This is a genomic window from Thermus sp. 2.9 (assembly GCF_000794385.1).
GTDB lineage: Bacteria > Deinococcota > Deinococci > Deinococcales > Thermaceae > Thermus > Thermus thalpophilus.
Genome location: NZ_JTJB01000031.1, coordinates 58,391 through 79,387 on the forward strand (window position 1 = coordinate 58,391; position 20,997 = coordinate 79,387).

22 protein-coding genes and 4 pseudogenes are annotated in these 20,997 nt (G+C 67.5%); 21 read left to right on the plus strand and 5 right to left on the minus strand.

The genetic code is table 11. From position 1 onward, the window contains the following. Positions 1-2: 2 nt before the first annotated feature. The 16 genes and pseudogenes from soxA to QT17_RS07590 all read left to right on the plus strand — a co-directional run bounded on the left by soxA (position 3) and on the right by QT17_RS07590 (position 12,973). Positions 3-806 (plus strand): sulfur oxidation c-type cytochrome SoxA, encoded by an 804-nt coding sequence (soxA, locus tag QT17_RS07515; RefSeq protein WP_015717973.1) that lies wholly within the window; start codon positions 3-5, stop codon positions 804-806. 2 nt (positions 807-808) lie between these two features. Next, a complete protein-coding gene (locus QT17_RS07520) occupies positions 809-1,255 on the plus strand; it encodes a rhodanese-like domain-containing protein (protein ID WP_038031178.1) in 447 nt (148 codons plus the stop codon). Beyond that, complete coding sequence (locus QT17_RS07525) at positions 1,252-2,103, plus strand: translation initiation factor 2 (protein ID WP_015717971.1); 852 nt, start codon at positions 1,252-1,254, stop codon at positions 2,101-2,103. Before QT17_RS07520 ends, QT17_RS07525 begins: the two co-directional genes overlap by 4 nt. Before the next feature lie 27 nt (positions 2,104-2,130). After that, positions 2,131-3,420: an FAD-dependent oxidoreductase gene (locus QT17_RS07530; protein ID WP_039458522.1), complete on the plus strand. Its 1,290-nt coding sequence runs from the start codon at positions 2,131-2,133 to the stop codon at positions 3,418-3,420. Positions 3,421-3,488: 68 nt separating this feature from the next. Then, positions 3,489-4,770 (plus strand): annotated as a pseudogene (gene soxC, locus QT17_RS07535) (sulfite dehydrogenase). Next, a complete protein-coding gene (locus tag QT17_RS07540; protein WP_039458524.1) occupies positions 4,763-5,311 on the plus strand; it encodes a c-type cytochrome in 549 nt (182 codons plus the stop codon). Before soxC ends, QT17_RS07540 begins: the two are co-directional and overlap by 8 nt. Before the next feature lie 9 nt (positions 5,312-5,320). Beyond that, entirely contained in the window at positions 5,321-5,989 is a 669-nt protein-coding gene (gene ccdA / locus QT17_RS07545) for a cytochrome c biogenesis protein CcdA (protein ID WP_039458526.1), read from the plus strand. A 41-nt stretch (positions 5,990-6,030) separates the two neighbouring features. After that, a complete protein-coding gene (locus QT17_RS07550) occupies positions 6,031-6,597 on the plus strand; it encodes an ABC transporter ATP-binding protein (RefSeq protein WP_039458527.1) in 567 nt (188 codons plus the stop codon). 41 nt (positions 6,598-6,638) lie between these two features. After that, complete coding sequence (locus QT17_RS07555; protein WP_039458645.1) at positions 6,639-7,304, plus strand: heme exporter protein CcmB; 666 nt, start codon at positions 6,639-6,641, stop codon at positions 7,302-7,304. 56 nt (positions 7,305-7,360) lie between these two features. Next, positions 7,361-8,047 (plus strand): cytochrome c biogenesis protein CcsA, encoded by a 687-nt coding sequence (gene ccsA, locus QT17_RS07560; RefSeq protein WP_039458528.1) that lies wholly within the window; start codon positions 7,361-7,363, stop codon positions 8,045-8,047. A gap of 91 nt (positions 8,048-8,138) precedes the next feature. Beyond that, complete coding sequence (gene ccmE, locus QT17_RS07565) at positions 8,139-8,567, plus strand: cytochrome c maturation protein CcmE (RefSeq protein WP_039458529.1); 429 nt, start codon at positions 8,139-8,141, stop codon at positions 8,565-8,567. After that, positions 8,564-10,495, plus strand: a complete 1,932-nt coding sequence (locus tag QT17_RS07570; RefSeq protein WP_039458533.1) for a heme lyase CcmF/NrfE family subunit — start codon at positions 8,564-8,566, stop codon at positions 10,493-10,495. Before ccmE ends, QT17_RS07570 begins: the two co-directional genes overlap by 4 nt. Beyond that, positions 10,492-11,028, plus strand: coding sequence for a TlpA disulfide reductase family protein (locus tag QT17_RS07575; protein ID WP_039458536.1), 537 nt, complete (start codon positions 10,492-10,494; stop codon positions 11,026-11,028). Before QT17_RS07570 ends, QT17_RS07575 begins: the two co-directional genes overlap by 4 nt. Continuing rightward, entirely contained in the window at positions 11,025-11,438 is a 414-nt protein-coding gene (locus QT17_RS07580; protein WP_039458540.1) for a cytochrome c-type biogenesis protein, read from the plus strand. Before QT17_RS07575 ends, QT17_RS07580 begins: the two co-directional genes overlap by 4 nt. A gap of 2 nt (positions 11,439-11,440) precedes the next feature. Then, a pseudogene (locus tag QT17_RS07585) lies at positions 11,441-12,422 on the plus strand (c-type cytochrome). Further along, positions 12,419-12,973, plus strand: a complete 555-nt coding sequence (locus QT17_RS07590) for a Rieske 2Fe-2S domain-containing protein (protein WP_039458543.1) — start codon at positions 12,419-12,421, stop codon at positions 12,971-12,973. Before QT17_RS07585 ends, QT17_RS07590 begins: the two are co-directional and overlap by 4 nt. A 21-nt stretch (positions 12,974-12,994) precedes the next feature. Here QT17_RS07590 and tyrS read toward each other — a convergent pair whose 3' ends face one another. Next, a complete protein-coding gene (gene tyrS / locus QT17_RS07595) occupies positions 12,995-14,296 on the minus strand; it encodes a tyrosine--tRNA ligase (protein WP_039458545.1) in 1,302 nt (433 codons plus the stop codon). Between the two features lie 22 nt (positions 14,297-14,318). On the opposite strand from tyrS, the gene QT17_RS07600 reads away from it, so the two are divergent. The 3 genes and pseudogenes from QT17_RS07600 (at position 14,319) to QT17_RS07610 (ending at position 15,147) form a co-directional block, all read left to right on the plus strand. After that, on the plus strand, positions 14,319-14,696 hold the full coding sequence (locus QT17_RS07600) for a hypothetical protein (RefSeq protein ID WP_039458549.1): 378 nt from the start codon (positions 14,319-14,321) through the stop codon (positions 14,694-14,696). A 57-nt stretch (positions 14,697-14,753) separates the two neighbouring features. Further along, positions 14,754-15,052 (plus strand): annotated as a pseudogene (gene rpsT, locus QT17_RS07605) (30S ribosomal protein S20). An 11-nt stretch (positions 15,053-15,063) separates the two neighbouring features. After that, entirely contained in the window at positions 15,064-15,147 is an 84-nt protein-coding gene (locus tag QT17_RS07610; RefSeq protein WP_008632889.1) for a 30S ribosomal protein THX, read from the plus strand. Positions 15,148-15,178: 31 nt separating this feature from the next. On the opposite strand, the gene QT17_RS07615 is transcribed toward QT17_RS07610, so the two are convergent. From QT17_RS07615 to QT17_RS07625, 3 genes are read right to left on the minus strand one after another with little or no spacing between them, the layout of a single operon-like run. Further along, positions 15,179-15,919, minus strand: a complete 741-nt coding sequence (locus QT17_RS07615; protein ID WP_039458585.1) for a DUF4388 domain-containing protein — start codon at positions 15,917-15,919, stop codon at positions 15,179-15,181. After that, positions 15,904-16,779, minus strand: coding sequence for a homoserine kinase (gene thrB, locus QT17_RS07620; protein ID WP_039458646.1), 876 nt, complete (start codon positions 16,777-16,779; stop codon positions 15,904-15,906). The genes QT17_RS07615 and thrB overlap by 16 nt, the downstream gene beginning before the upstream one ends. A gap of 27 nt (positions 16,780-16,806) precedes the next feature. After that, complete coding sequence (locus QT17_RS07625) at positions 16,807-18,252, minus strand: bifunctional ADP-dependent NAD(P)H-hydrate dehydratase/NAD(P)H-hydrate epimerase (RefSeq protein ID WP_039458588.1); 1,446 nt, start codon at positions 18,250-18,252, stop codon at positions 16,807-16,809. Positions 18,253-18,286: 34 nt separating this feature from the next. Between QT17_RS07625 and QT17_RS07630 the strand changes: the two genes are divergently transcribed. Together QT17_RS07630 and QT17_RS07635 are read left to right on the plus strand one after the other, a co-directional pair. Further along, on the plus strand, positions 18,287-19,021 hold the full coding sequence (locus QT17_RS07630; RefSeq protein ID WP_152607355.1) for an NAD-dependent deacylase: 735 nt from the start codon (positions 18,287-18,289) through the stop codon (positions 19,019-19,021). A 1-nt stretch (position 19,022) separates the two neighbouring features. Then, complete coding sequence (locus QT17_RS07635) at positions 19,023-19,514, plus strand: hypothetical protein (protein WP_039458594.1); 492 nt, start codon at positions 19,023-19,025, stop codon at positions 19,512-19,514. Here QT17_RS07635 and QT17_RS14885 read toward each other — a convergent pair. Next, positions 19,511-20,994 (minus strand): annotated as a pseudogene (locus QT17_RS14885) (ABC transporter permease). The gene QT17_RS07635 and the pseudogene QT17_RS14885 sit on opposite strands and share 4 nt — an antisense overlap. Positions 20,995-20,997: the final 3 nt, after the last annotated feature.

Consider the following 20,997-nt stretch of genomic DNA (forward strand, 5'->3'; position numbering starts at 1 on the left):
CCGTGAAGAGAAGGAATCGCTTAGTTTTCCTGGGTGTGCTGGCCTTGGGGGCCTTGGCGGGCTTGGGGGCCTATACGCAGCAGCAGAAGCCCTTGGATCCCTTTGAGGAGGCCATGCGCCAGCGGCAGATGTACCTGGAGACCTTCGGCGTGCTCCCGGGGGATCTTTTTGTGGAGGAGGGGAAGGAGCTCTTCTTCCGCAAGGGGCCAAGCGGCAAGACCCTGGAGGAGTGCGACTTCGGCAAGGGGAAGGGAGTTTTGGAGGGAGTCTACGCCATCCTTCCCAAGTACTTCTCCGACAGCAAGCGGGTGGAGGACCTGGAAACCCGGGTGTACACCTGCATGCAGACCGTACAGGGGTACAAGCCGGCGGAGATCAAACGGGACGAGGTTAGGGCCATCACCACCTATATCGCTTCCTTCTCCTCCAAGGCCAAGATCCAGGTGGTGCCCAAGCACCCGGCGGAGCTGGCCATGTACAACCTGGGGCGGGAGCTTTGGTACACCCGCGCCGGGGCCCGGGACATGAGCTGCGCCATCTGCCACGACCAGTATGCCGGCCAGAGGGTACGGCTTTCCCCGGTGCGGAGCCCCAAGCAGGGTCTGGGCAATGAGTGGCCCGCCTACCGCTTTGAGGAGGACCGGCTCTACACCATGGAGGACCGCATTAACTTCTGCTACGAGTCCATCGCCATTCCCAAGCCGGAGTTCTACTCGGATGTCCACATCGCCCTGACCGTGTACATGCTGGCCGAGGCCACCAAGGCCGGGCACTCCTTTGAGGAGCTGCCCTTCTTCACCCGCTAGCCATGCGCCGCCGCCACCTCCTTGCCCTTCTTCCCCTCCTTCCCCTGGCCCGGGCCCAGGGGGGAGGGGGGGCGGGGGGGGACTGGGTGAAGGCCTTTGGGGAGTTCCTCAAGCGCGTGCCCCCCGCCAGCTATCTGGTGTATCCCACCGAGGCCAAGGACCTCCTCCTCTTTGATCCCTTTATCCTGGACGTGCGCACGGAGGAGGAGCGGAAGAAGGGGTATATACCGGGTTCGGTGCACATCTACGCCGGCCAGGTGCCCGATCGCCTTCATGAGCTACCCAAGGACAAGGAGGCCCTGATCCTGGTCTACTGCAACTCGGGCAGCGTTTCGGCGGTGGTGGCCGCATATTTGCAAGCGCTTGGCTACAAGAATGCCAAGAACATCGCTCACGGCTTTAAGGGCTGGCTGGACGCCGGCCTAGAAGTGGAAGGAGGTTCGCAATGAGGAAGCTTTTGGCTCTGGTGGCCCTTTTGGGGTTGGGTTTGGCGCAGTCTTTGGTGGTGGAGGTTAAAGGCTCCCTGGAAGAGGTGGAGGCCAAGACCCTCTCCGCCCTGAAGTCCGTGGGCCTCGAGGCAGACCGGGTTCTAAACCTGGGGGAGCAGGTGCGGCAGGTGACGGGCCCGGGTTTCCCCGAGTACCGCCTGGTGGTGCTGAAGCCGGATAAGGGAAGCATCGAGGCGGTTTCCAAAAATCCCATGGCCGCCATCGTCCTACCTCCCACGGTCTTCATCACCGGCCAGGGGAACAGCTTCACGGTGGGCACTTTTGACGGGCGCCTCCTCTTCTCCATGCTACAGGTGTACGGGGGTGAGGTGGAGCGGTTGGTGTGGCGCCTCGAGGCGGCCCTGGGACGGCTTGGCATCGTGAAGCGCCTGCCCCCCGCCATGATGCCCGATCCCGCTAGCGGCATGATGCCTGCCCTCATGTACCGGGTGCCCTCCGCCAAGGTGGAGGATGTGGTGCTCATGGTGGAAACGGAGCTCACCTCCAACGGGCTTAACCTTTTGCCCAACGTGAAGGTGGGCCCGGTGACCGTGATCATGCCCTGCAAGAGCGAATGGGCTCGGATCATGTTCCTCACCCAGCCTGCGGGAGGTTTCGCCGCTCCTTGCCGCTTCTTTGCCATGCAGATGGGTAATGACGTCCTGGTGGGTGCCATCGAGCCCATGCTCATGACCATCATGCCCGGTGTGATGGGCACGCCGGCGGTGGCCATGCTCCAGGAGGCCCGCCGGGTCATGAGCCAGATCCTGGAAGCTACGGGCGGGACTCCTTACCGCCCTGGCCGATAAGAGGCTGGCCAAGAAGAAGGAGGGAGTATGAGCAAGGTCAGTCGGCGTCAGGTCCTCAAGACGGGGGCGGCTTTGGCCGCTGCCGGGGCGATCTCGAGCCCAGCCTTCGCCCAGGAGTTCTACAGCCGCCCGGCCACCCTTCTTCCCCGCACCCGCAAGCCGCGGGTGGTGGTGATCGGGGGCGGCTGGGGCGGGACCACGGTGGCGCGGAAGCTGGTGCGGTCCGGGGTGGACGCCGAGGTGGTCCTCATTGAGCAAAAGCCCATCTTCATGTCCTGCCCCATGTCCAACCTCTTCCTGGCGGGGGTCAAGCCCTTGGAGTGGCTCGTCTTTGATTACACCAACGTGGTGAAGGATGGGGTCATCTTCGTCCAGGAAAAGGTCTTGGACATCAACCGCGACCGCCGCCTGGTGCGCACCGCCGGGGGGTACGTGGCCTACGATTTCCTGGTCCTGGCTCCCGGCATTGACTACATGTACGAGGCCATCCCCGGCTACGCCGAGGTGAAGCACCTCCTCCCCGTGGGCTTCAAGCCCTTTGAGCACATCGCCCTGAGGCGGATGCTGGACCAGTTTGACGAGACGGGTGGGGAGCTCGTCATGTACATCCCGAACCCCCCTTACCGCTGCCCCCCGGGCCCCTACGAGCGGGCGGCCATGCTGGCCTGGCGGCTCAAGACCAAGGGGGTGAAGGGCAAGGTCATCGTTCTGGACGCCAACCCGCAGCCCGTTTCCAAGGCCCCGGGCTTCCTCGCCGCCTACAACGACCTTTACAAGGACTATCTGGAGTACGTGCCCAACACCAAGATCACCGGTCTGGATTACGGGAAGAAGCGGGTCCTCACCGAGCTTGGGGAGGTGGCCTTCACCCTGGCGGACATCATCCCCCCCATGAAGGCGGGGGAGCTGGTGCGCGTGGCGGGGCTTGGGGAGCGCTGGGCCAACGTGCGCATCCCCTACTTCCTCTCCGAAAAGGACGACCGGGTGTACCTGGTGGGGGACATTACCGGCAACACCCCCTACCCCAAAAGCGGCATGGTGGCCTACGTCTCCGGCACCATCGTGGCCCGGCAGATCGCCGAGCGCCTTAAAGGCAAGCCCTTGGCGGAGATCCCCCCTGAGCTTCCCCAGAACATCTGCTACTCCTTCGTGGACTCGGAGGAGGCCATCTGGGTTTCCGCCAACTACTCCTGGGATGAGGCGGCCAAGCAGATCAAAGCGCAAAGCGCCGTGGACAACCAGCGCTCCAAGGCCAACGGCCAGGCGGCCATTGGCTGGGCCACCGGCATTTGGAACGACATGTTCGGCCCTGCCTAAGGCGTTAGGCCCCGCCCCCTCAGGGGGGCGGGTTTTTCTTGCGCCCGTGGGATACGATAGGAGGGTATATGGACCGACGGAAGTTCTTCCGGCTTCTTGGAGCGGGAGGCCTCTTTAGCCTTCTTAGGGTCCGGGCTCAAGGGGCTCCCTGGAGCGAGGAAACCTTCGCCCCCACCAAGACCCTCGGGGCTCCCCTTTCCGAGTACGGGAACAGGAGCCCCTTTGAGGAGGAGGTGGTGCGCTACATCTCCCCCAACCTGCGCACCCGCCACTCGGGGGCGGACTTCGCTCCCCTGGAGCGGCTGGAGGGGGTCATCACCCCCAACGGCCTCCACTTTGAGCGCCACCACGCCGGGGTGCCCCAGGTGGACCCCAAGCACTACCGCCTGGTGATCCACGGGATGGTGGAAAGGCCGTTGGTCTTCACCCTGGAGGACCTCAAGCGCTTCCCCTCCGTGACCCGCACCTACTTCATTGAGTGCGCCGGAAACGGGCAGAACGGCTACCGCAACCCCCCCGACCCCAACCTCACCGCCACCCGAAGCCGGGGCCTCGCCTCCAACGCCAGCTGGACGGGGGTGCCCCTGGCCCTCCTCCTCAAGGAGGCGGGGGTGAAGCCGGGGGCGAGGTGGCTCATCCCCGAGGGGATGGACGCCGCCATGTACACCCGCTCCCTTCCCCTGGAGAAGGCCATGGAGGACGTCTTGGTGGCCTATGCGCAAAACGGGGAGGCCCTCCGCCCCGAGCAGGGCTACCCCGTGCGCCTGGTGGTGCCGGGCTGGGAGGGGAGCATCCAGGTGAAGTGGCTAAGGCGCATCCTGGTCACCGACCTGCCCGCCATGGCCAAGGACGAGACCAGCGAGTACACGGACGTCATGGCGGACGGGAAGGTTTTGGCCTTCACCTGGGTCATGGAGCCCCAGTCCATCATCACCTACCCCTCGGGGGGGCAGGCCATCAAGCCCGGGTTTCACGAGATTCGGGGCCTGGCCTGAGCGGGTTCGGCCGGGTGACCAAAGTGGAGATCTCTTTTGACGAGGGGAAGACCTGCGGCAGCCCACCTTAGAGCCTCCTGTGGAGCGCTACGCCTTCGTCCGCTTCAAGATGCCCTGGCAGTGGCGGGGCGAGGAGGCGGTGCTGTGGAGCCGGGCCTGGGACGAGAAGGGAAACACCCAGCCCACCCGGGAGGAGTTCTTCAAGCGCTGGGGCAAGAACAACCGCTACCACTACAACGCCATCCAGGCTTGGCGCATCCTGCCCGACGGCCGGGTGGTGAACGGGGACCGGCCCTTGGGCGTTCAGGCCCTGGGCCCCGTGGGCGGGTGCGACGGGGAGGTGTTTGATGGCTAAGAAACTCTTCTTCGCCGTGGTCCTTTTGGGCTTGGCGGTGGGGGCGCGGTACGGCCTCGGCACCCCCATCAGCGAGGAACTCGCCGCCCAGTACGACCTTAGGCCCGTGGTCCTGCCCGACGGCCGGGGGCTTCCCCCGGGGGAGGGGAGGGTGGAGGAGGGGGAGCGGATCTACGCCGAGAAGTGCGCCTCCTGCCACGGGGCCCGGGGGGAAGGCTACCCCTTTAACCGCTTGGTGGCGGAGCCCTTCCCCATCACCCCGGACACGGAGCCCGTGGAGTACGCCATCGGCAACTACTGGCAATACGCCACCACCCTTTACGATTACATCCGCCGGGCCATGCCCTTCGGTCAGGAAGGCACCCTCACCAATGAAGAGGTCTACCACTTGGTGGCCTTCCTCCTCTACATGAACGGCATCATAGAGGCGAATGAGCCCGTCAACCAAAAGACCCTGCCCCAGGTGCGCATGCCGGCCCGGGAGCTCTTGGACCTGGACCCGGAGACCAAGCGCCGCTTCCCTTGGCTCACCTTGCCCTAGGATGGGAGCATGACGCTTTCCTTGGGCGCGGCCTTCTTGGCGGGGGTGCTCTCCTTCCTTTCCCCTTGCGTGCTCCCTTTGGTGCCCACCTACCTTTTCTACCTGGGGGGGGAAAGGGGGCGCCCCCTCTTTAACGCCCTCTTCTTCGTCTTGGGCTTCGGGGCGGTGTTTTTCCTCCTGGGGCTTCCTTTTACCCTCCTTGGGGGGCTTCTTTTTGAACACCGCCAGACCCTGGCCCGCGTGGGGGGGGTGGTCCTGGTCCTCTTCGGGCTTTACATGCTGGGCTTGAGGCCCAAGTGGGGGGTTTCCCTCCGCTATGAAGGGGAGACGGGCCGCCCCTTGGGGGCCTTCTTGCTTGGGGCCACCTTGGCCCTGGGCTGGACCCCGTGCATCGGCCCCATCCTGGGGGCCATCCTCACCCTCACCGCCGTGGGGGGCGGGGTGGGCTTCCTGCTGGCGTACATCCTGGGGCTTGCGGTGCCCTTCCTCTTGGTGGCCCTCTTCGCCGAGCGGCTCAAGGGGTGGCTACGGCGGGCGGGAAGGCTTTCCCATTACGTGGAGGTCTTCGCTGGGGTGGTGCTCGTCCTCGTGGGGGTGCTCCTCTTCACCGGGACGTACTCCGCCTTGAACACCTTTTTCCTGCGGATCACGCCGGAGTGGCTGCAGAAGTACCTATAGGGACCCTTGTCCCCGGGGTATACCCCTAGACTGAAGGGAGCATGTTGCGCCTCGAGGCCGTTTCCAAGCGCTTTGGCCGGGACTGGGTCCTGCGGGATGTGAGCCTTTCCCTAGGGCGGGGCGAGGTCCTGGCCCTCCTCGGCCCCAACGGCTCGGGCAAGACCACCCTTTTAAGGCTCATGGCGGGGCTTTTGAAGCCCACCCGGGGCCGGGTGGTGCGGGAGGGGAGGGCCCTCTTCCTCGCCAATCCCCCCCCCTTCCACCGCCACCTCACCGCCAAGGAACACCTCCTTTACGACCTGGCCTTCCACGGCGGGAGGGGGGACTGGCGGGGGGCCTTGGCCCGGTATGGCCTGCCGGAGGACCTGCCCCTCGCCGCCTTCTCCAGCGGGATGAAAAAGCGCTTGGCCCTGGCCCGCCTGGAGCTTCTTTCCCCCGACCTTTGGCTTTTGGACGAGCCGGAAACCGCCTTGGACCAGGAGGGGCGCGAACTCCTCCTCCGGGCCTTGGACGGGGCCCGGGCGCGGGGAGGGGTGGTCTTCGCCACCCACGACCGGGCCTTGGCGGAGGCGGTGGCGGATCGGGTCCTCTGGCTGGGGGCGGCGTGAGGGCGGAAGGGCAGAAGGCAGTGGGGAGGGGGGGCTTGGGGGTGGGGCGGGTTTGGCTTTTGGCCCTGCGGGACCTGCGCCTGGAGGTGCGGGACCGGGCGGGGGTGCTCTCCGCCCTCAGCTTCCTGGCGGTGATGCTCTTCATCATGGCCTTGGCCCTGGGCCCGGAGGAGGGGGCCTTGCGCCGGGCCGCCCCCGGGGTCTTGTGGGTGGCCTTGGCCTTCCTGGCCACGCTTCTTTCCACCCGGGCCTTTGCCTTGGAGGTGGAGGACGCCACCTTGGACGATCTCCTCCTGACCCCCGGGGGCAAGGAGTGGGTCTACTTCGGGAAGCTCCTCTTCCAGATGCTCCTCCTCTTCCCCCTTTCCGCCTTTGCCCTGCTCCTTTCCGCCCTGCTCTTCCACCTGCCCCTGGGAAAGGCCCTTCCCCTTTTCCTCACCCTGGCCCTGGGGGGGCTTGGCTACGCGGGCGTGGCCACCTTTTACGCCGGGCTCCTCGCCCGGCTACGGGGGCGGGAGGTGCTTTTGCCCCTTCTCCTCTTCTCCTTGGTGGTGCCCGTGGTCCTGGCGGGGGTCCGGGCCACGGCGGGGCTTTTGGAGGGGGTTCCCCTGGCGGAAGTGGCTTCTTGGTGGCAGCTTCTTTTGGTCTTTGACGTGGTCTACCTCACCGCGGGGGCCCTCCTCTTCCCCGTGGTCATGGAAGGGTAGGGGCCACAGATTTTTCACCCGGGAGGTGGCTATGCTTAGGGTTGTGGAGGCAAGCGATGCTTAAGGCGGCACACCCGGAACGACCCGACGCCCTCACTTGGGCCTTCTTGGGCCTGGGGGTACTCCTTCTGCCCGTGGGGCTTTACCTGGCCCTCTCCGCCCCGCCGGACGTGAACCAGGGGTACCTGGCCCGCATCATGTACCTGCACGTGCCCGGGGCGTGGCTTGGCTACCTGGCCTTCTTCGTGACCTTCCTTTACTCCCTCCTTTACCTCTTCCGCCAAGACCCTCGCTACGACCGGGTGGCCCTGGCCAGCGCCGAGATTGGCCTCGTCTTCATGGGCCTAGCCCTGGTGACGGGGATGCTTTGGGCCCGGCCCACCTGGGGGGTCTACTGGACCTGGGAGCCCAGGCTCACCACCACCGCCATCCTCTTCGCCGTTTACGTGGGCTACTTCCTCCTTCGGGGGGCCATAGAGGACCCGGAGCTTCGGGCCAAGGCGGCGGCGGCGGTGGGGGTCTTGGGCTTCATCAACGTGCCCATTAGCTACATGTCGGTGAAGTGGTGGCGGAGCCTGCACCAGACCCAGTCCATTGACCTGACCACGGGCAAGATCCACATGGACCCGGCCATGCTCCAGGCCCTCCTCTTCAACCTCTTTGTCTTCACCCTGCTCTACCTGGGCTTCGTGCGCCTTAGGGCCTTGGTGGCGGCCCTCGAGGCCCAAAAGGAGGAAGCGTGAACGAGGTCTTCGTCACCTGGGTCTACGCCCTCACCTACCTCACGGTTTTTGGCTACCTGGCCTACCTCTTCTGGCGCTACCGGAGGGCAAGATGAGGATCAAGTACCTCCTCGGCCTTTTGGTCATCCTGGGGGCCTTGGGCTACCTCATCTTCGGGGGCTTGGGGCAGAACCTGGTCTATTTCCTAACCCCTTCGGAATACCTCCAGGACCAACCCCGCTACCAAAACCGCCCCGTGCGCCTGGGGGGCCTGGTGAAGCCGGGCACGGTGCGGTACGACAAGGACCGGCTAGAACTCCGCTTCATTCTCACCGACGGGGTGGCGGAGGTGCCCGTCTTCCACAAGGGCACCCCCCCGGGCATGTTCAAGGAGGGCCAGGGGGTGGTGGTGGAAGGCCGCTTCCAAGAGGGGGTCTTCCAGGGCACCAACCTCCTGGTGAAGCACTCGGAAAGCTACCAGGCCCCCAAGGAGGGGTGGACGCCCGAGGAGGTGCGCAAGCTCATTGAGGAGGCCAAGTGACCCCGGCGCTATTGGGCAACGTCGGCGTGAACCTGGCCCTGGCCTTTAGCCTCTTGGGCCTGGCCCTGGCCCTCTTGGCTTACTTCCAGGGGGATGGGCGCTTCCTGAAGGGGGCCAAATCCCTCCTCCTCCCCGCCTTCCTCGCCGCCTTGGCCGCCTTCTTGGCCCTGGAGTGGGCCCTTCTCACCCACGACTTCTCCCTGGCCTACGTGGCCAGGAACCACTCGGTGAAGGACCCCCTTTGGGTCACCCTGGTCACCCCTTGGGCCGCTCTAGAGGGAAGCATCCTCCTCTGGGGGCTTTTGCAGACCCTCTACACCCTCTTGGCGGGCCGACGGGCTTTGGACCCTTGGCGGGCCTCCTTGGTGCTCGCCGTGCTTTTTGGCGTCCAGGTCTTCTTCTTTGGGGTCATGGCCACCATCGCCAGCCCCTTTGAAACCCTTCCCAACCCGCCCCAAGACGGGGTGGGCCCCAACCCCCTCCTGCAGAACCACTGGATGATGGCCGTCCACCCCGTGCTCATGTACCTGGGCTTCGTGGGTCTGAGCGTGCCCTACGCCTACGCCGTGGCGGCCATGGTTACCCGCCGCTACCAGACTTGGGTGGAGGAGACGCGGTGGTGGACCCTCATCGCCTGGGGCTTTCTCACCGCCGGGAAGGTGGCGGGGATGTGGTGGAGCTACGAGGTCTTGGGCTGGGGTGGGTACTGGGCCTGGGACCCGGTGGAAAACGCCAGCTTCGTCCCCTGGCTCCTCGCCACCGCCTTCCTGCACACCGCCCTCGTGCAGCAGACCCGGGGGGCCTTTAAGGCCTGGAACTTCGCCTTTGTCACCCTGGCCTTCGCCGCCACGGTCCTCGGCACCTTCCTCACCCGTAGCGGCGTGATCCAGTCCGTGCACGCCTTCGCCGAGGGCCCGGTGGGGCCTGCCTTCTTGGGCTTCTTCCTCCTCGCCACCTCCCTTGGCCTGGGGCTTCTTTCCCGGGTTTCCCGCGAGGTGCGGGAAACCGCCTTCTTCCACCCCTTCTCCCGGGAGGGGGCGCTCCTTCTGGGGGCCTTTTTCTTCGCCGGTTGGGCCTTGGTGGTGGTCCTAGGGACCTTCTACCCCCTTTTGGTGGAGGCTTTCGCCGGGGCCAAGGTGAGCGTGGGGGCGCCCTTTTTCAACCAGCTTTCCGCCCCGCTTGGGGCTGGGATTTTGCTCCTCATGGGGGTGGGGCCCCTCCTGCCCTGGCGGAGGCCCAAGGCCGAGGCCTTGCGAAACCTTTACCTCCTCCTGGCCGTCCTGGCCTTGGGGACGCTTCTTGGGCTCGCCCGGGGCTATACCGTGGGGGCCTCCTTGGCGGTGGGGCTTTTCCTCTACAACGTGGCCGCCATCCTCCTCCTGGTGCGGGAAGGGGTCTTGGGGCGGGTGCGGGCGGGGCTTTCCCCGTGGGGCTTTTTGGAAAACCGCAGGCGGGTGGGGAGCCTGGTGGTCCACTTCGCCGTGGCCCTCATGGGGCTTGGCATCGCCTTTAGCCAAACCTACCGCCTGGAAAGCGAGAAGACCCTTTACCGGGGGGGGAGCTGGGAGGTGGCGGGCCTTAGGCTCACCTTCCAGGGGGTGCGGGCCCTGGACGAGGGGCGGCGCTTCGCCGTGGAGGCCCTGGTGGAGACCGACCGCTTCGGGGAGGTGCGGCCCCGGCTCCACTTCTACCCACAGATGAACTCCCCCCTGCCCGCTCCTAAGGTGGTCTACACCCCGGGGAACGACTACTACTTCCTCCTCATGGACTTTGACCGGGAAAAGGGCGAGTGGGCTTCCTTGCGCCTTATCGTCACGCCCCTGGTTTTCTGGATGTGGGTGGCGGGGGCGCTCATGGCCCTGGGGACCCTGTACATCCTCTGGCCGCAGGCGCGCCGGGAGGAGGCCAAGGGGGTGAGCCCGGCGTGAGGGCCTGGCTTTGGATCCTTTTGGTGGTGGCCTTGGGGGGGCTTTTCTTCTGGGGGATGCAGCGCAACCCCAAGGACCTTCCCTCGGTCTTGGCCAAGGAGAGGCGCCCCGCCCCCGACTTCGCCCTGCCCGTCCTTCCCCCCTACCGGGCCGAGTGGGGGGAGACCTTCCGCCTCTCGGACCACCTGGGGAAGCGGCCCATTATCCTCAACTTCTGGGCCAGCTGGTGCTACCCCGCCTGCTACGAGGAGGCCCCGGTTTTGGAGGCCGCCTGGCGCACCTACAAGGAGCGGGTGCTTTTCCTCGGGGTGAACACCCAGGACAAGGAGCCGGAGGCTTTGAAGTTCATCGCCCAGTTCGGCCTAACCTTCCCCCAGCTCTTTGACCCCCGGGGCCGGGTGGGGGTGGACTACGGCATGTACGGGGTGCCCGAAACCTTCTTCATAGACGGCGAGGGGCGGGTTTTGGCCCGCCACGCCGGGGCCATTGACCAGGCCACCTTGGAGAAGTACCTAAAGGAGGCGTTGCCGTGAGGTGGGTGTTGTTCCTCGCCCTTTTCTTCCTGCCCGCCCTGGGCCAGGAGGGGCCTCCCCCTGACCTTTCCCCGGAGGTCTTCCGCATCGCCCGGGAGCTCCGCTGCCCCGTGTGCCAAGGGGAAAGCGCCGCGGAGAGCAACTCGGGGGTGGCGGTGGAGATGCGGCGTATCATCGCCGAGATGCTTCAGGAGGGCAAGACGGAGGAGGAGATCAAGGCTTTCTTCGTGGACCGCTACGGGGAGTGGATCCTCTATAACCCACCCCGGCGAGGAGTGACGCTTTGGGCCTGGGTGTTGCCCGCGGTGGCCCTTATCCTCTTGGCCCTTGGGCTTTTCGCCTATTTCCGCCCCAAGAAGGTGCCCAAGGAGCTTCTGGAAGAGGCGGAGCGCCGCCTGAAGGAGCCCTGAGCATGACCGCCACCTTGCTTTTCCTCGCCCTTTTCCTCCTCGGGCTTTTCCTGGCCCTAAGGCCCCTCCTGGGCTCCAAGGAGCCCTTTCCCGAGCCGCCCCGGCGGGAGGAGCTCCTTCGGGAGCTGGAGGTTTTGCGCGCCGAGGTGGAGGCCCTCGAGGGGGAGGAGAAAAAGCTCGCCCTGGCCCGCATGGTGGCCTTGGAGAGGGCCCTGGAGGGCTACCGCCCGCCGGCAAGGCGCTCCCTTAACCCCTTGCCCGTGGCCCTCGTCTTGGGGGTGGTGGTCCTCCTGGGGGTGGGCCTTTGGCGCTACACCCTGCCCCGCCTGCCCGGGGAGACCACGGTGACGCAACGGGCCGAGGCCCGAGAGCTTAAGGCCCTGGCGGACAAGGCCAAGCGGACGGGGGCCGTGGAGGACCTCTTGGCCTGGGGGCGGCGGGCTTACGCCCTCCAGGCCTTTGACCAGGCGGCGGAGGCCTACCTGGAGGTGCTGAAGAAAGACCCCAGGAACATAGAGGCGGTGCGGCGGGTGGGGATCCTCCTCTTCATGGGGGGAAGGCCGGAAGAGGCGCAGATGTTTTTGGAGATCGCCCAGCACGCAGACCCCAAGGCCGCGGAGGGGTGGCTTTTCCTCGGGAACCTCTACTTCCAAAAAAGGGGAGATGGACCGGGCCATCGCCGCTTGGGAGCGGTACCTGGAGGTGGGGGGCGAGGCCAGGGAACGGGTGGAGGGCCTGATCGCCATGGCCCGGGCCCAGGCCCAAGGGGGGAAGGATGGGAGAAGCGTCTACCTGGCCCGCTGCGCCGTTTGCCACGGGGCGGAAGGGGAGGGGGGTGTGGGGCCTAGGCTCAAGGGAAACCCCATTCTGAAAGCCAAGGAGGCGGTGCGGGAGATCGTGCTCCAGGGAAGGGGCAAGATGCCCCCGGTGCCTCTTCCTGAGGAAGAGCTTAAGGCCCTTTTGGCGTACCTCCAAGGGCTATGAAGCGGCGCGACCTCTTCTTCTACATCCCCGTGGCCGTGGCGGGGGGGTTTTTCGCCTGGTTTGGCGTGCGCACCTACAACCTCCGCTTCCGGCCCCGGCCCGAGGCGGGGGCCCCCACGTGGAAGGCGGGCCCCAAGGTGGCGGTGGCCCGTCGCGGGGAGCTTGCCCTGTGGCAGGCCAAACCTTTCCTTTACCCCCTACCCCAAGGGGAACTCAGGGCCTTTCTCTTGCGGCTCCCCGAGGCCCCTCCTGGGGGGCTTTCCCTGGGGGAAGAACACTACGCCGCCTTTAGCCGCATCTGCACCCACCAGGGCTGCACCCTGAACTACGTCCCGGACCCCGAGGCGGCCTCCCTCCTCTACAACTTCCGCCATGAACGGCCCTTCTTGGGCTGCCCCTGCCACTTCGGCGCCTTTGATCCCTTGCTTGGGGGAAAGGCCATCTACGGCCCTCCCCGCTATCCCTTGCCCCGGCTCCGCCTCGAGGCGGAGGGGGATACCCTCTACGCCACCGGCCACGAGGTGCCCCTGCGGCCCATGGAGGGGGTATAGGGGCCTGAGGGGCTGCACCCTCTAGTCCCCAAGCCGTACCCGCACGAAGCGGTCCTTCCCCCGCTGCAGGACCCGGGGCCGGGAGAGGTCCACCTCGAGGCTCGGGTCGGTAATTAGCTCCCCGTCTAGGCGCAGGCCCCGGTTTTGGATGAGCCGCCTCGCCTCGGCGTTGGAGGGGGTGAGGCCCGCCAGGGTGAAAAGCCGCGCCACCCAGATCCGCCCCTCCTTGAGCTCGGAGGGGGGGATGGCCACCTCGGGGAGGTCCTCGGGGATCCCTCCCTTGGCCACCTCGTCGTAGCGGGCCTCCGCCTGGCGGACCTCCTCGGGGCCCGCCTCCTTGTCCCGGCCCAAGGCCTCCCAAGCGTAGCCTAGGCTCTCGTAGAAGGCCCGGTCTAGGCGGGCGGGGATCCGGGGCCTGGCGTAGGCGGCGGTGAGGAGGCGGGCCAGGACCCGGTGGGCGGGAACGGGGCCCGCCTGGAGAAGGGCCCCGGTCTCCTCCTCCGTGAGGTCCGTGAGGAGGCGGAAGTAGCTTGGAAGAAGCGGGTCGGGGACCCGCATGAGCTTTTTAAACATCACCTCGGGGGGCTCCGCCACCCCGATGTAGTTGTCCAGGCTCTTGCTCATCTTCTCCCGCCCGTCCAGGCCCACCAAAAGGGGCATGAGGAAGCACACCTGGGGGTCTTGGCCGTAGGCCCGTTGCACCTCCCGCCCCACCAGGAGGTTGAACCGCTGGTCCGTTCCCCCCATCTCCACATCGGCCCTAATGGCCACGGAGTCGTAGGCCTGGGCGAAGGGGTAGAGGAACTCGTGCAAGGAGATGGGGATGCCCGCCTCATAGCGCTTCTTAAAGTCCTCCCTTTCCAGCATCTGGGCCACGGTCATGAGGGAGGTGAGGTGCACCACCTCCTTGAAGGTGAGGCCCTCCAGCCACTCGGAGTTGTAGCGGAGCTCAAAGAGCTCAGGCTCCTGCCTGAGGATCTTCCCCGCCTGCTCCACGTAGGTCTTGGCGTTTTCCCGGGTTTCTTCCAGGGTGAGGGGGGGTCGGGTCTTGCTCCGGCCCGAGGGGTCCCCGATCATCCCGGTGAAGTCGCCGATGATGAGGACCACCTTGTGCCCAAGCTCCTGGAACTGGCGCATCTTCCTCAGGACCACCGCATGTCCCAGGTGGAGGTCGGGCCGGGTGGGGTCGGCCCCTAGCTTCACCGTGAGGGGCCGGCCTTCCTTGAGCTTGGAAAGAAGCTCCTCCTCGGGGATGATCTCTTCCGCCCCCCGCTTGATGAGGGCGAAGGCTTCTTCCGGGGGGATGGTGCCCGCGCCTGCCATGTGCCCAAGTATACTTAGGGCAATGCGGAGCCTGCTCCTTTTGGCCCTGGCCGCCTTGGGCCTTTACTGGTACGCCGAGCGCTACGGCCTCGCCGTGGGCTACCCGCCCTTTTTGCCCGTCTTCTACTGGAAGTACACGGGGGAGGCCCGCTACCCCTTGCGGGTCACGGGGCTTTACGATGCGGTGAAGGTGCGGGTGGAGGGGAGCCTGCAGGAAGGCAGCCTCGAGGTGGCCTTGCTCCAGGAAGGAAGGCTTTTGGGGGAGCGGCGCTATCGCGGGAGCTTCCAGGAAGAGGTGCGCTTTCCCGTGAGCGCCGGCGAGTATCTCCTGCGTTTCCGTTTGCAGGACGCCAAGGGCCGGGTGCGCTACGACTGGGTGGCCACCAAGTTTGCCCCATAGGGCGGGGTGTGCTACACTTAGGCCTGGTCTGCCCCGAGGGGGCATAAGGGGAAAACGATGGCGCAGAAGAAGCCCAAGAGGAACCTTTCCGCTCTGAAGCGGCACCGGCAGTCCTTGAAGCGCCGGCTTCGCAACAAGGCCAAGAAGTCGGCCATCAAGACCCTGAGCAAGAAGGCCGTCCAGCTGGCCCAGGAGGGCAAGGCGGAGGAGGCCATCAAGATCATGCGCAAGGCCGAGAGCTGATTGACAAGGCGGCCAAGGGTTCCACCCTGCACAAGAACGCCGCCGCCCGCAGGAAGTCCCGGCTGATGCGCAAGGTCCACCAGCTTCTTTCCGCCCAAGGGGCTAGCGCCTAAGGAGGGAAGGCATGGGCAAGGGCGACCGTCGCACCCGCAGGGGCAAGATCTGGCGGGGTACCTACGGCAAGTACCGTCCCCGCAAGAAGAAGTAGCCCAAGCGGCGCTGGGGGGGCCTAGGGGCGCCTAGGCTTCCCCTTCCTTGTCCATCTCCCAGGTGAGGTCCCTTAGAAGCCAGCCCCTCCCCGGGGGCGCGATCTCCCCCGAGCTTAAGGCCTGGACCAGGTAGCGGCGCACCAGGCTCACGGGTACCCCGGCGGCGATCACCTCGCCCAGGTTGCGGGTGCCGTCCAGGAGGGCCTGGAGCTGGCCGTACTCCTCCAGGGTCTTGCCCTTGCGCCCCTGGTAGCGGATGCGCAGGGCGTACCAGGCGTAGCGGCGCAAGGGATAGAGGTCCCCTTCCCTTACCCCCATGTAGGCCCGCTCCATGGCGATGAGGAGGGGAACGCCCCAAGCCTTGGCGGCGGCCCGGACGCTCTTGCCCCCCTGGAAGACCTCCAAGGGCGCCTTGGGGCGGATGGCCTCCAGGACGCGGCTGGGGGAGTCCACCAGGGTGCGGAACCGGTCCCACTCGTCGTTGACCCGGGCCCACTCCCCCAGCAAGGTGGTGAAGGGGAGGAGGGGGCGCTCCTGGGAAGGGGGGCCAGGCTGGAAGCGGAAAGGGCCTTCCTTGGGGTGGAGGGGGAAGGCGAAGAGGGCCTCGAGGCCTTCCCAGTCCAGGATGGCCGCCCCCACCACCTCCCCGGCGGAAAAGCGCAAGGAGAGGGGCAGGGGCCCCACCTTCACCTCCAAAACGCCAGAGCGGCGGTGGCCGTGAATGAGCTCCAAGAGCTCCGTAAGAGGGATGGTGTTCAGGTTTCCTTCCAAAAGTATCCCTCCCCGAGGTTCAGCACCAAGGTCTGGCCCTGGCCCCGGTAGCCCACCAGGGCCCGGGCCACGCCTTCCTCCGCGCCCTGCCGCACCAAGGCGGCCAGGGTGGGCCCCGCTCCCCCCACAAAGGCGGCCAGGGCTCCCGCCGCCAGGGCGTTTTCTATGGCCTCCATCACCCCGGGCATGAGGTGGGCCCGGTGGGGTTGGTGGAGGCGGTCCCGGCAGGCTTCCCGCAGGGCCTCGAGGCGGCCCGAGTAGAGGGCGGCGGGCCAGAGGGCGCTTCGCGCCAGGTTGTAGACGGCGTCGGCCAGGGGTACCTTTTCCGGCAGGGCGGCCCGGGCCAAGGGCGTGGGCACGGGGTAAGGGGGGACGGCCAGGACGAAGCGCACCCCCTCGGGCCTGGGCAGGGGGATGGCCAAGGGGGGCTCGCTCAGGGCGGCCACAAACCCCCCGTAGACCGCGGGGGCCACGTTGTCGGGATGGCCCTCCAGGCGGGCGGCCACCTGGAACACCCCTTCCCGCCCAAGCCGCCCCCCGGAAACCCGGTCCGCCAAGGCCACCCCCGCGACCAAGGCGGCGGAGGAGCTCCCCATGCCGCGGGCCAGGGGGATGGGGTTGAAGGCGCGGATGGCCAGGGGCTCCGCCTTCAGGCCCAAGGCGGCCATCCCCGCCCGGTAGCCTTGGTGGATCAGGTTGTCCGTTCCCGCCACCTGGCCTTCCCCCTCGTAGAAGAAGGCGTCTTCCCGGGCCGGCTCCGCCTCCACCTCCAGGTAGAGGTCCAAGGCGACCCCCAGGGCGTCAAAGCCCGAGCCCAGGTTGGCCAAGGTGGCGGGGACGTAAAGGCGGGACAGGTCCATGGTGAGGGGCAAAGCCCTTGCCCAAGACTATACCAGGCCCAAGGGGAGGCCGAGGCCCCCCTCCAGGAGCTTCCTGGCCCGGGGCAGGGCCTCCGCCACCTCCCGGGCCAGGAGGCCCACCCCCTTTTCCTCCGCCAAAAGGTCCCCGGCGAGGCCGTGCAGGTACACCCCAAGCCGGGCGGCGTCAAAGGGGGCAAGCCCCGCCGCCATAAGGGCGGCGATGGCCCCCGAGAGGACATCCCCCGTGCCGCCGGTGGCCAGGGCGGGGTTGCCCGTGGGGTTCACGGAGAACCGGTTTCCTTCCGCCACCACCGTGGGGTTCCCCTTGAGGACCACGGCGAGGCCCGTGGTCTCCGCCAGGGCTCGGGCGGCGGCCACGGGGTCCTTGGTTATCGCCTCCGGGGGGGCGCCCAAGAGCCTCCCCGCCTCCCCCGCGTGGGGGGTGAGGACCGCTTTAACCCCGGTGCGGCGGTAGAGGGCCACCACCTCGGGGTGTAGGGCATCGGCGTCCAACACCGTGGGCAGGCCCGCCTGGAGGGCCTCCAGGGCCCAGGCCTTGCCCCAGGGCCCCCCGCCCATGCCCACCGCCAAAGCCTCCACCTTCATGGGGGGAAGGGCGGGGGCAGGCACGGGGTGGAAGACGGCCTCGAGGGGCTCTAGGGGCGTCCCTTCGGGGATAACCAGGTGCACGAGCCCCGCCCCCATGCGGTAGGCCCCTAGGGCGGCCAAGAGGGGGGCTCCAGCGTAGCGCAGGGCGTCCCCCCGGTAGCCCCCAAGCACCCCCACCCGGCCCACGCTCCCCTTGTGGGCGGTGAGGGGGCGTTGGGGGAGAAGGGGCTTTAGGGCCTCGGGGGTCGCCACCTCGGGGAGGTCTTCCCGTTCCAAGAGGGCTTGGGGCAGGCCGATCCCCGCTAGGAAGAGCTTGCCGCAGGCTTCTCGGTGGAGGAGGTGGGGGGTTTTCAAAGCGGCGAAGGCGAGGGTGGCCGTGGCCCGCACGTGGGGGGAGAAGGGGAGGCCCGAGGGGAGGTCCAGGGAGAGGACGGGGAGCCTCGAGGCGTTCACCCGCTCCACGAGCCCGGCGTAAAACCCCTCCAGGGGGCCCCTGAGCCCGGTGCCGAAGAGGGCGTCCACCAGGACCTCCCCTTCCCCCCAACTGGCCTCTTCCAGGGGGAGGAGGGGAAGGCCCAAGGCCTCCAGGGCCCGCCGCATGAGGAGGGCATCCCTCCCTTCTCCTCCAGCGGCGTAGACCCGCACCCTTACCCCCTCCAAAAGGAGGTGCCGGGCCAGGGCCAGGCCGTCCCCGCCGTTATTCCCTTTGCCGCAGAGGACCACGGCGGGCGCCTCGCCGAAAAGCCTCCGGTAGACCCGGGCCGCCTTCATCCCCGCCCACTCCATGAGGAGCAGGGTGGGGTAGCCCATGGCCTCCGCCTTCTCGTCCGCTTCCCGCATGGCCTCGGGGGTGAAAAGCCGCATCTCCCTTAGCCTACCGCGCTAGGATGGGATGGGGATGGAAAGCCTTCAGGAGGCGCAAAAGCGGCTAAGGGAGGCCAAGCGGGTGGCGGTCCTCACAGGGGCGGGCATCTCCAAGCCCTCGGGCATCCCCACCTTCCGGGACGCGGAGGGCCTGTGGCGGAACTTCAACCCCTTGGACTACGCCACCCCCGAGGCCTATGCCAAGGACCCCGAAAGGGTCTGGGCTTGGTACGCCTGGCGCATCGCCAAGGTGCGGGAGGCTTTGCCCAACCCCGCCCATTACGCCCTCGTGGAGCTGGAGCGGCGGGTTTTGGCCCGTGGGGGAGAGTTCCTCCTGGTGACGCAGAACGTGGACGGCCTTCACGCCCGGGCCGGAAGCCAAAACCTGGTGGAGCTCCACGGCAACCTCCTTCGGGCCCGGTGCGAGGCCTGTGGCCAGCGCTTTCCCCTGCCTGAGGCCTTCACGCCCCCGCCCTTCTGCCCCGCCTGCGGCCACCGGGCCCGGCCCGACGTGGTCTGGTTCGGGGAGCTTCTTCCCCCGGGGGCCTGGGAGCGGGCGGAAAAAGCCTTCGCCCAGGCGGACGTGGCCCTGGTGGTGGGCACGAGCGCCGAGGTGGAGCCCGCCGCCTCCTTGGGGCGCATGGCCTTCGCCGCCGGGGCCTACTTGGTGGAGGTGAACCCCGAGCCCACCCCCCTCACCCCCCTAGCCCACCTTTCCTTACGCCAGGGGGCGGTGGAGGGGCTCGCCGCTTTGCTCCAGGAGGGCTAGCGTGGGGGCTTTGGCCGACCTTTGCACCCTGGCCCGGGGTGGGGTGGTCCTTCTCCTCCTCCTCCGGGTGGGGGAGGGGCTCGAGGCCTTGGGGCAGGTGGTGCGCCTCCTCCTTTTGGGCTGGAGCCTGGACGTCCTGGACGGGATGCTGGCCCGCGCCTCCAGGCGGCCCACCCGCCTCGCCGCCTGGGACTACCCCCTGGACGCCGGCCTGGCCTGGACGGGCTTCGCCTACGTTTTGGGGGCGGGCCTGGTGCCCCTCGGCCTCGGCCTTTCCTGGATGGTCTTGGCCCTCACCCTCCTCCTCCGCTACCCCAACAAGAGCCTTTCCATGCTCCTTCAGGTGCCCGCCACCTTCGCCCCCTTCCTCTTCGCCGCCACCTTCGCCCCGGAGGCCTTTCGCGCCGCCTTGATTTGGGCCCTTTTGGCCCTCCTCCTGGACGGGCGGCGCTTCCTTGGGGTGGTGAGGGAGTTCCTGGCCGGCTTTTCCTAGCCTAGCCTACCCCGCCCCCGGTCCAGGAGGTAGAAGAGGAGGCCGGAGAGGAAGGCGAGGAGGGCGGCCAGGCTCAAGGCCTCCCGGAAGGGTCCTTCCCCGGGGCGTCCCAGGCGCTCGTAGATGGCCAGGGTCAGGGTGGTCCACTCGGGCCGCCAAAGCACCAGGCTCGCCCCGAACTCCCCCAGGAGGGCGGCCAGGGCCAAGGCCACCCCCGAGGCCAGGGCGGGGCGGAGGAGGGGAAGCTCCACCCTTAAAAAGGCGCGCCAAGGGGTGGCTCCCAGGGTCCTTGCCGCCTCGAGGAGGCTTGGGGGGAGGCTCCTTAGGGCCGGCAGGAGGGTCCGGGCCAAGAGGGGGTAGGCCAGGAGGGCGTAGGCGGTGAGGAGGAGGAGCAAGGAGCCCCGAAGGCCAGGGTAGGCCACCAGGTAGCCGAGGCCCACCGCCACCGGGCTCACCATAAGGGGGAAAAGGCCCAGAAGGTCCCATAGCCCGCTCCGCCGCGCCGCCACCCCGTAGGCCACCCCCAGGGGCAGGGCCAGGAGGAGGGCGAGGAGGGTGAAGCGCACGGAGTTGGCCAGGGCCAAGGGCAGGGGGGTGAAGTCCTCCGAGACCCAGGCGGAGCGGAGGGCGGAAAGGCTCCCTTGGGCGAAGAGGGCCAGGAGGGGGGCGTAGAGGAGAAGAAAAAAGGCCCCAAGCCCCAAGGGGTAAGCCAGGGAGGGGGCGGGAAGAAGGGGACCTGGGGGAAGGGGGTGGGCCTTGAGGCGCAGGTGGAGGAGGACCAAGGCCCCCAGGGTGAAAAGCTGCCAGGCCATGAGGGCGCTGGCCTCGGGCAGGGCCAGGCGGTGGGCCAGGAGGGTGTAGACCTCCACCTCGAGGGTGGCGTGCCGGGGCCCCCCGAGGAGGAGGGGCACCCCAAAGGCGGAGAAGGTGTACAGGAAGACGAGAAGCCCCGCGCCCCCAGGGCGGGAAGGAGGAGGGGAAGCCCCACCCGGAGGAAGGCGCGCCAAGGGGTGGCCCCCAGGCTCCGCGCCGCCTGCAGGGGCTCCTCCAGGCCCAAGGCCACGGGGAGGAGGACCCGTAGGGCGAGCCCCAGGTTGTAGAAAACCGCCGCCAGGAGGAGGAGGGCGAAGGTGCCGTAAAGGTCCACCCCCAAAAGCCCTCGAGGGCCCAGGAGGGCCAAAAACCCCAAGGCCACCGCCGGGGTGGGGAGGACGAAGGGCAAAGTGGAAAGGGAGAGGAAAAGGGCCCGCAAGGGGAAGCGCCGCCGGAAGAGGAAGGCCAGGGGGAGGGCCAGGGCGAGGGTGAGGAGGGCCGAGGCCAGGCCGTACTCCAGGCTAAAGCGGTAGCGCTCCCAGTAATAGGGGTTGGTCCAGGCGCTCCAAAACCCCTCCCCTACGCCCAGGAGGAGGAGGCGGAAAAGGGGGTAGAAGAGGGCGAAGGCGAGGAAGGGGAGGACCACCCCCCTGGCGAGCCAGGCCATCGC

Coding starts and splice junctions, on each gene's coding strand:
- QT17_RS07550 (WP_039458527.1), top strand. CDS start 6,031: ATGTTGCGCCTCGAGGCCGTTTCCAAGCGCTTTGGCCGGGACTGGGTC.
- QT17_RS07610 (WP_008632889.1), top strand. CDS start 15,064: ATGGGCAAGGGCGACCGTCGCACCCGCAGGGGCAAGATCTGGCGGGGT.
- ccmE (WP_039458529.1), top strand. CDS start 8,139: ATGAGGATCAAGTACCTCCTCGGCCTTTTGGTCATCCTGGGGGCCTTG.
- QT17_RS07600 (WP_039458549.1), top strand. CDS start 14,319: ATGCGGAGCCTGCTCCTTTTGGCCCTGGCCGCCTTGGGCCTTTACTGG.
- QT17_RS07630 (WP_152607355.1), top strand. CDS start 18,287: ATGGAAAGCCTTCAGGAGGCGCAAAAGCGGCTAAGGGAGGCCAAGCGG.
- tyrS (WP_039458545.1), bottom strand. CDS start 14,296: ATGGCAGGCGCGGGCACCATCCCCCCGGAAGAAGCCTTCGCCCTCATC.
- QT17_RS07625 (WP_039458588.1), bottom strand. CDS start 18,252: ATGCGGCTTTTCACCCCCGAGGCCATGCGGGAAGCGGACGAGAAGGCG.
- QT17_RS07530 (WP_039458522.1), top strand. CDS start 2,131: ATGAGCAAGGTCAGTCGGCGTCAGGTCCTCAAGACGGGGGCGGCTTTG.
- ccsA (WP_039458528.1), top strand. CDS start 7,361: ATGCTTAAGGCGGCACACCCGGAACGACCCGACGCCCTCACTTGGGCC.
- QT17_RS07520 (WP_038031178.1), top strand. CDS start 809: ATGCGCCGCCGCCACCTCCTTGCCCTTCTTCCCCTCCTTCCCCTGGCC.
- QT17_RS07590 (WP_039458543.1), top strand. CDS start 12,419: ATGAAGCGGCGCGACCTCTTCTTCTACATCCCCGTGGCCGTGGCGGGG.
- QT17_RS07540 (WP_039458524.1), top strand. CDS start 4,763: ATGGCTAAGAAACTCTTCTTCGCCGTGGTCCTTTTGGGCTTGGCGGTG.
- QT17_RS07525 (WP_015717971.1), top strand. CDS start 1,252: ATGAGGAAGCTTTTGGCTCTGGTGGCCCTTTTGGGGTTGGGTTTGGCG.
- ccdA (WP_039458526.1), top strand. CDS start 5,321: ATGACGCTTTCCTTGGGCGCGGCCTTCTTGGCGGGGGTGCTCTCCTTC.
- thrB (WP_039458646.1), bottom strand. CDS start 16,779: ATGGACCTGTCCCGCCTTTACGTCCCCGCCACCTTGGCCAACCTGGGC.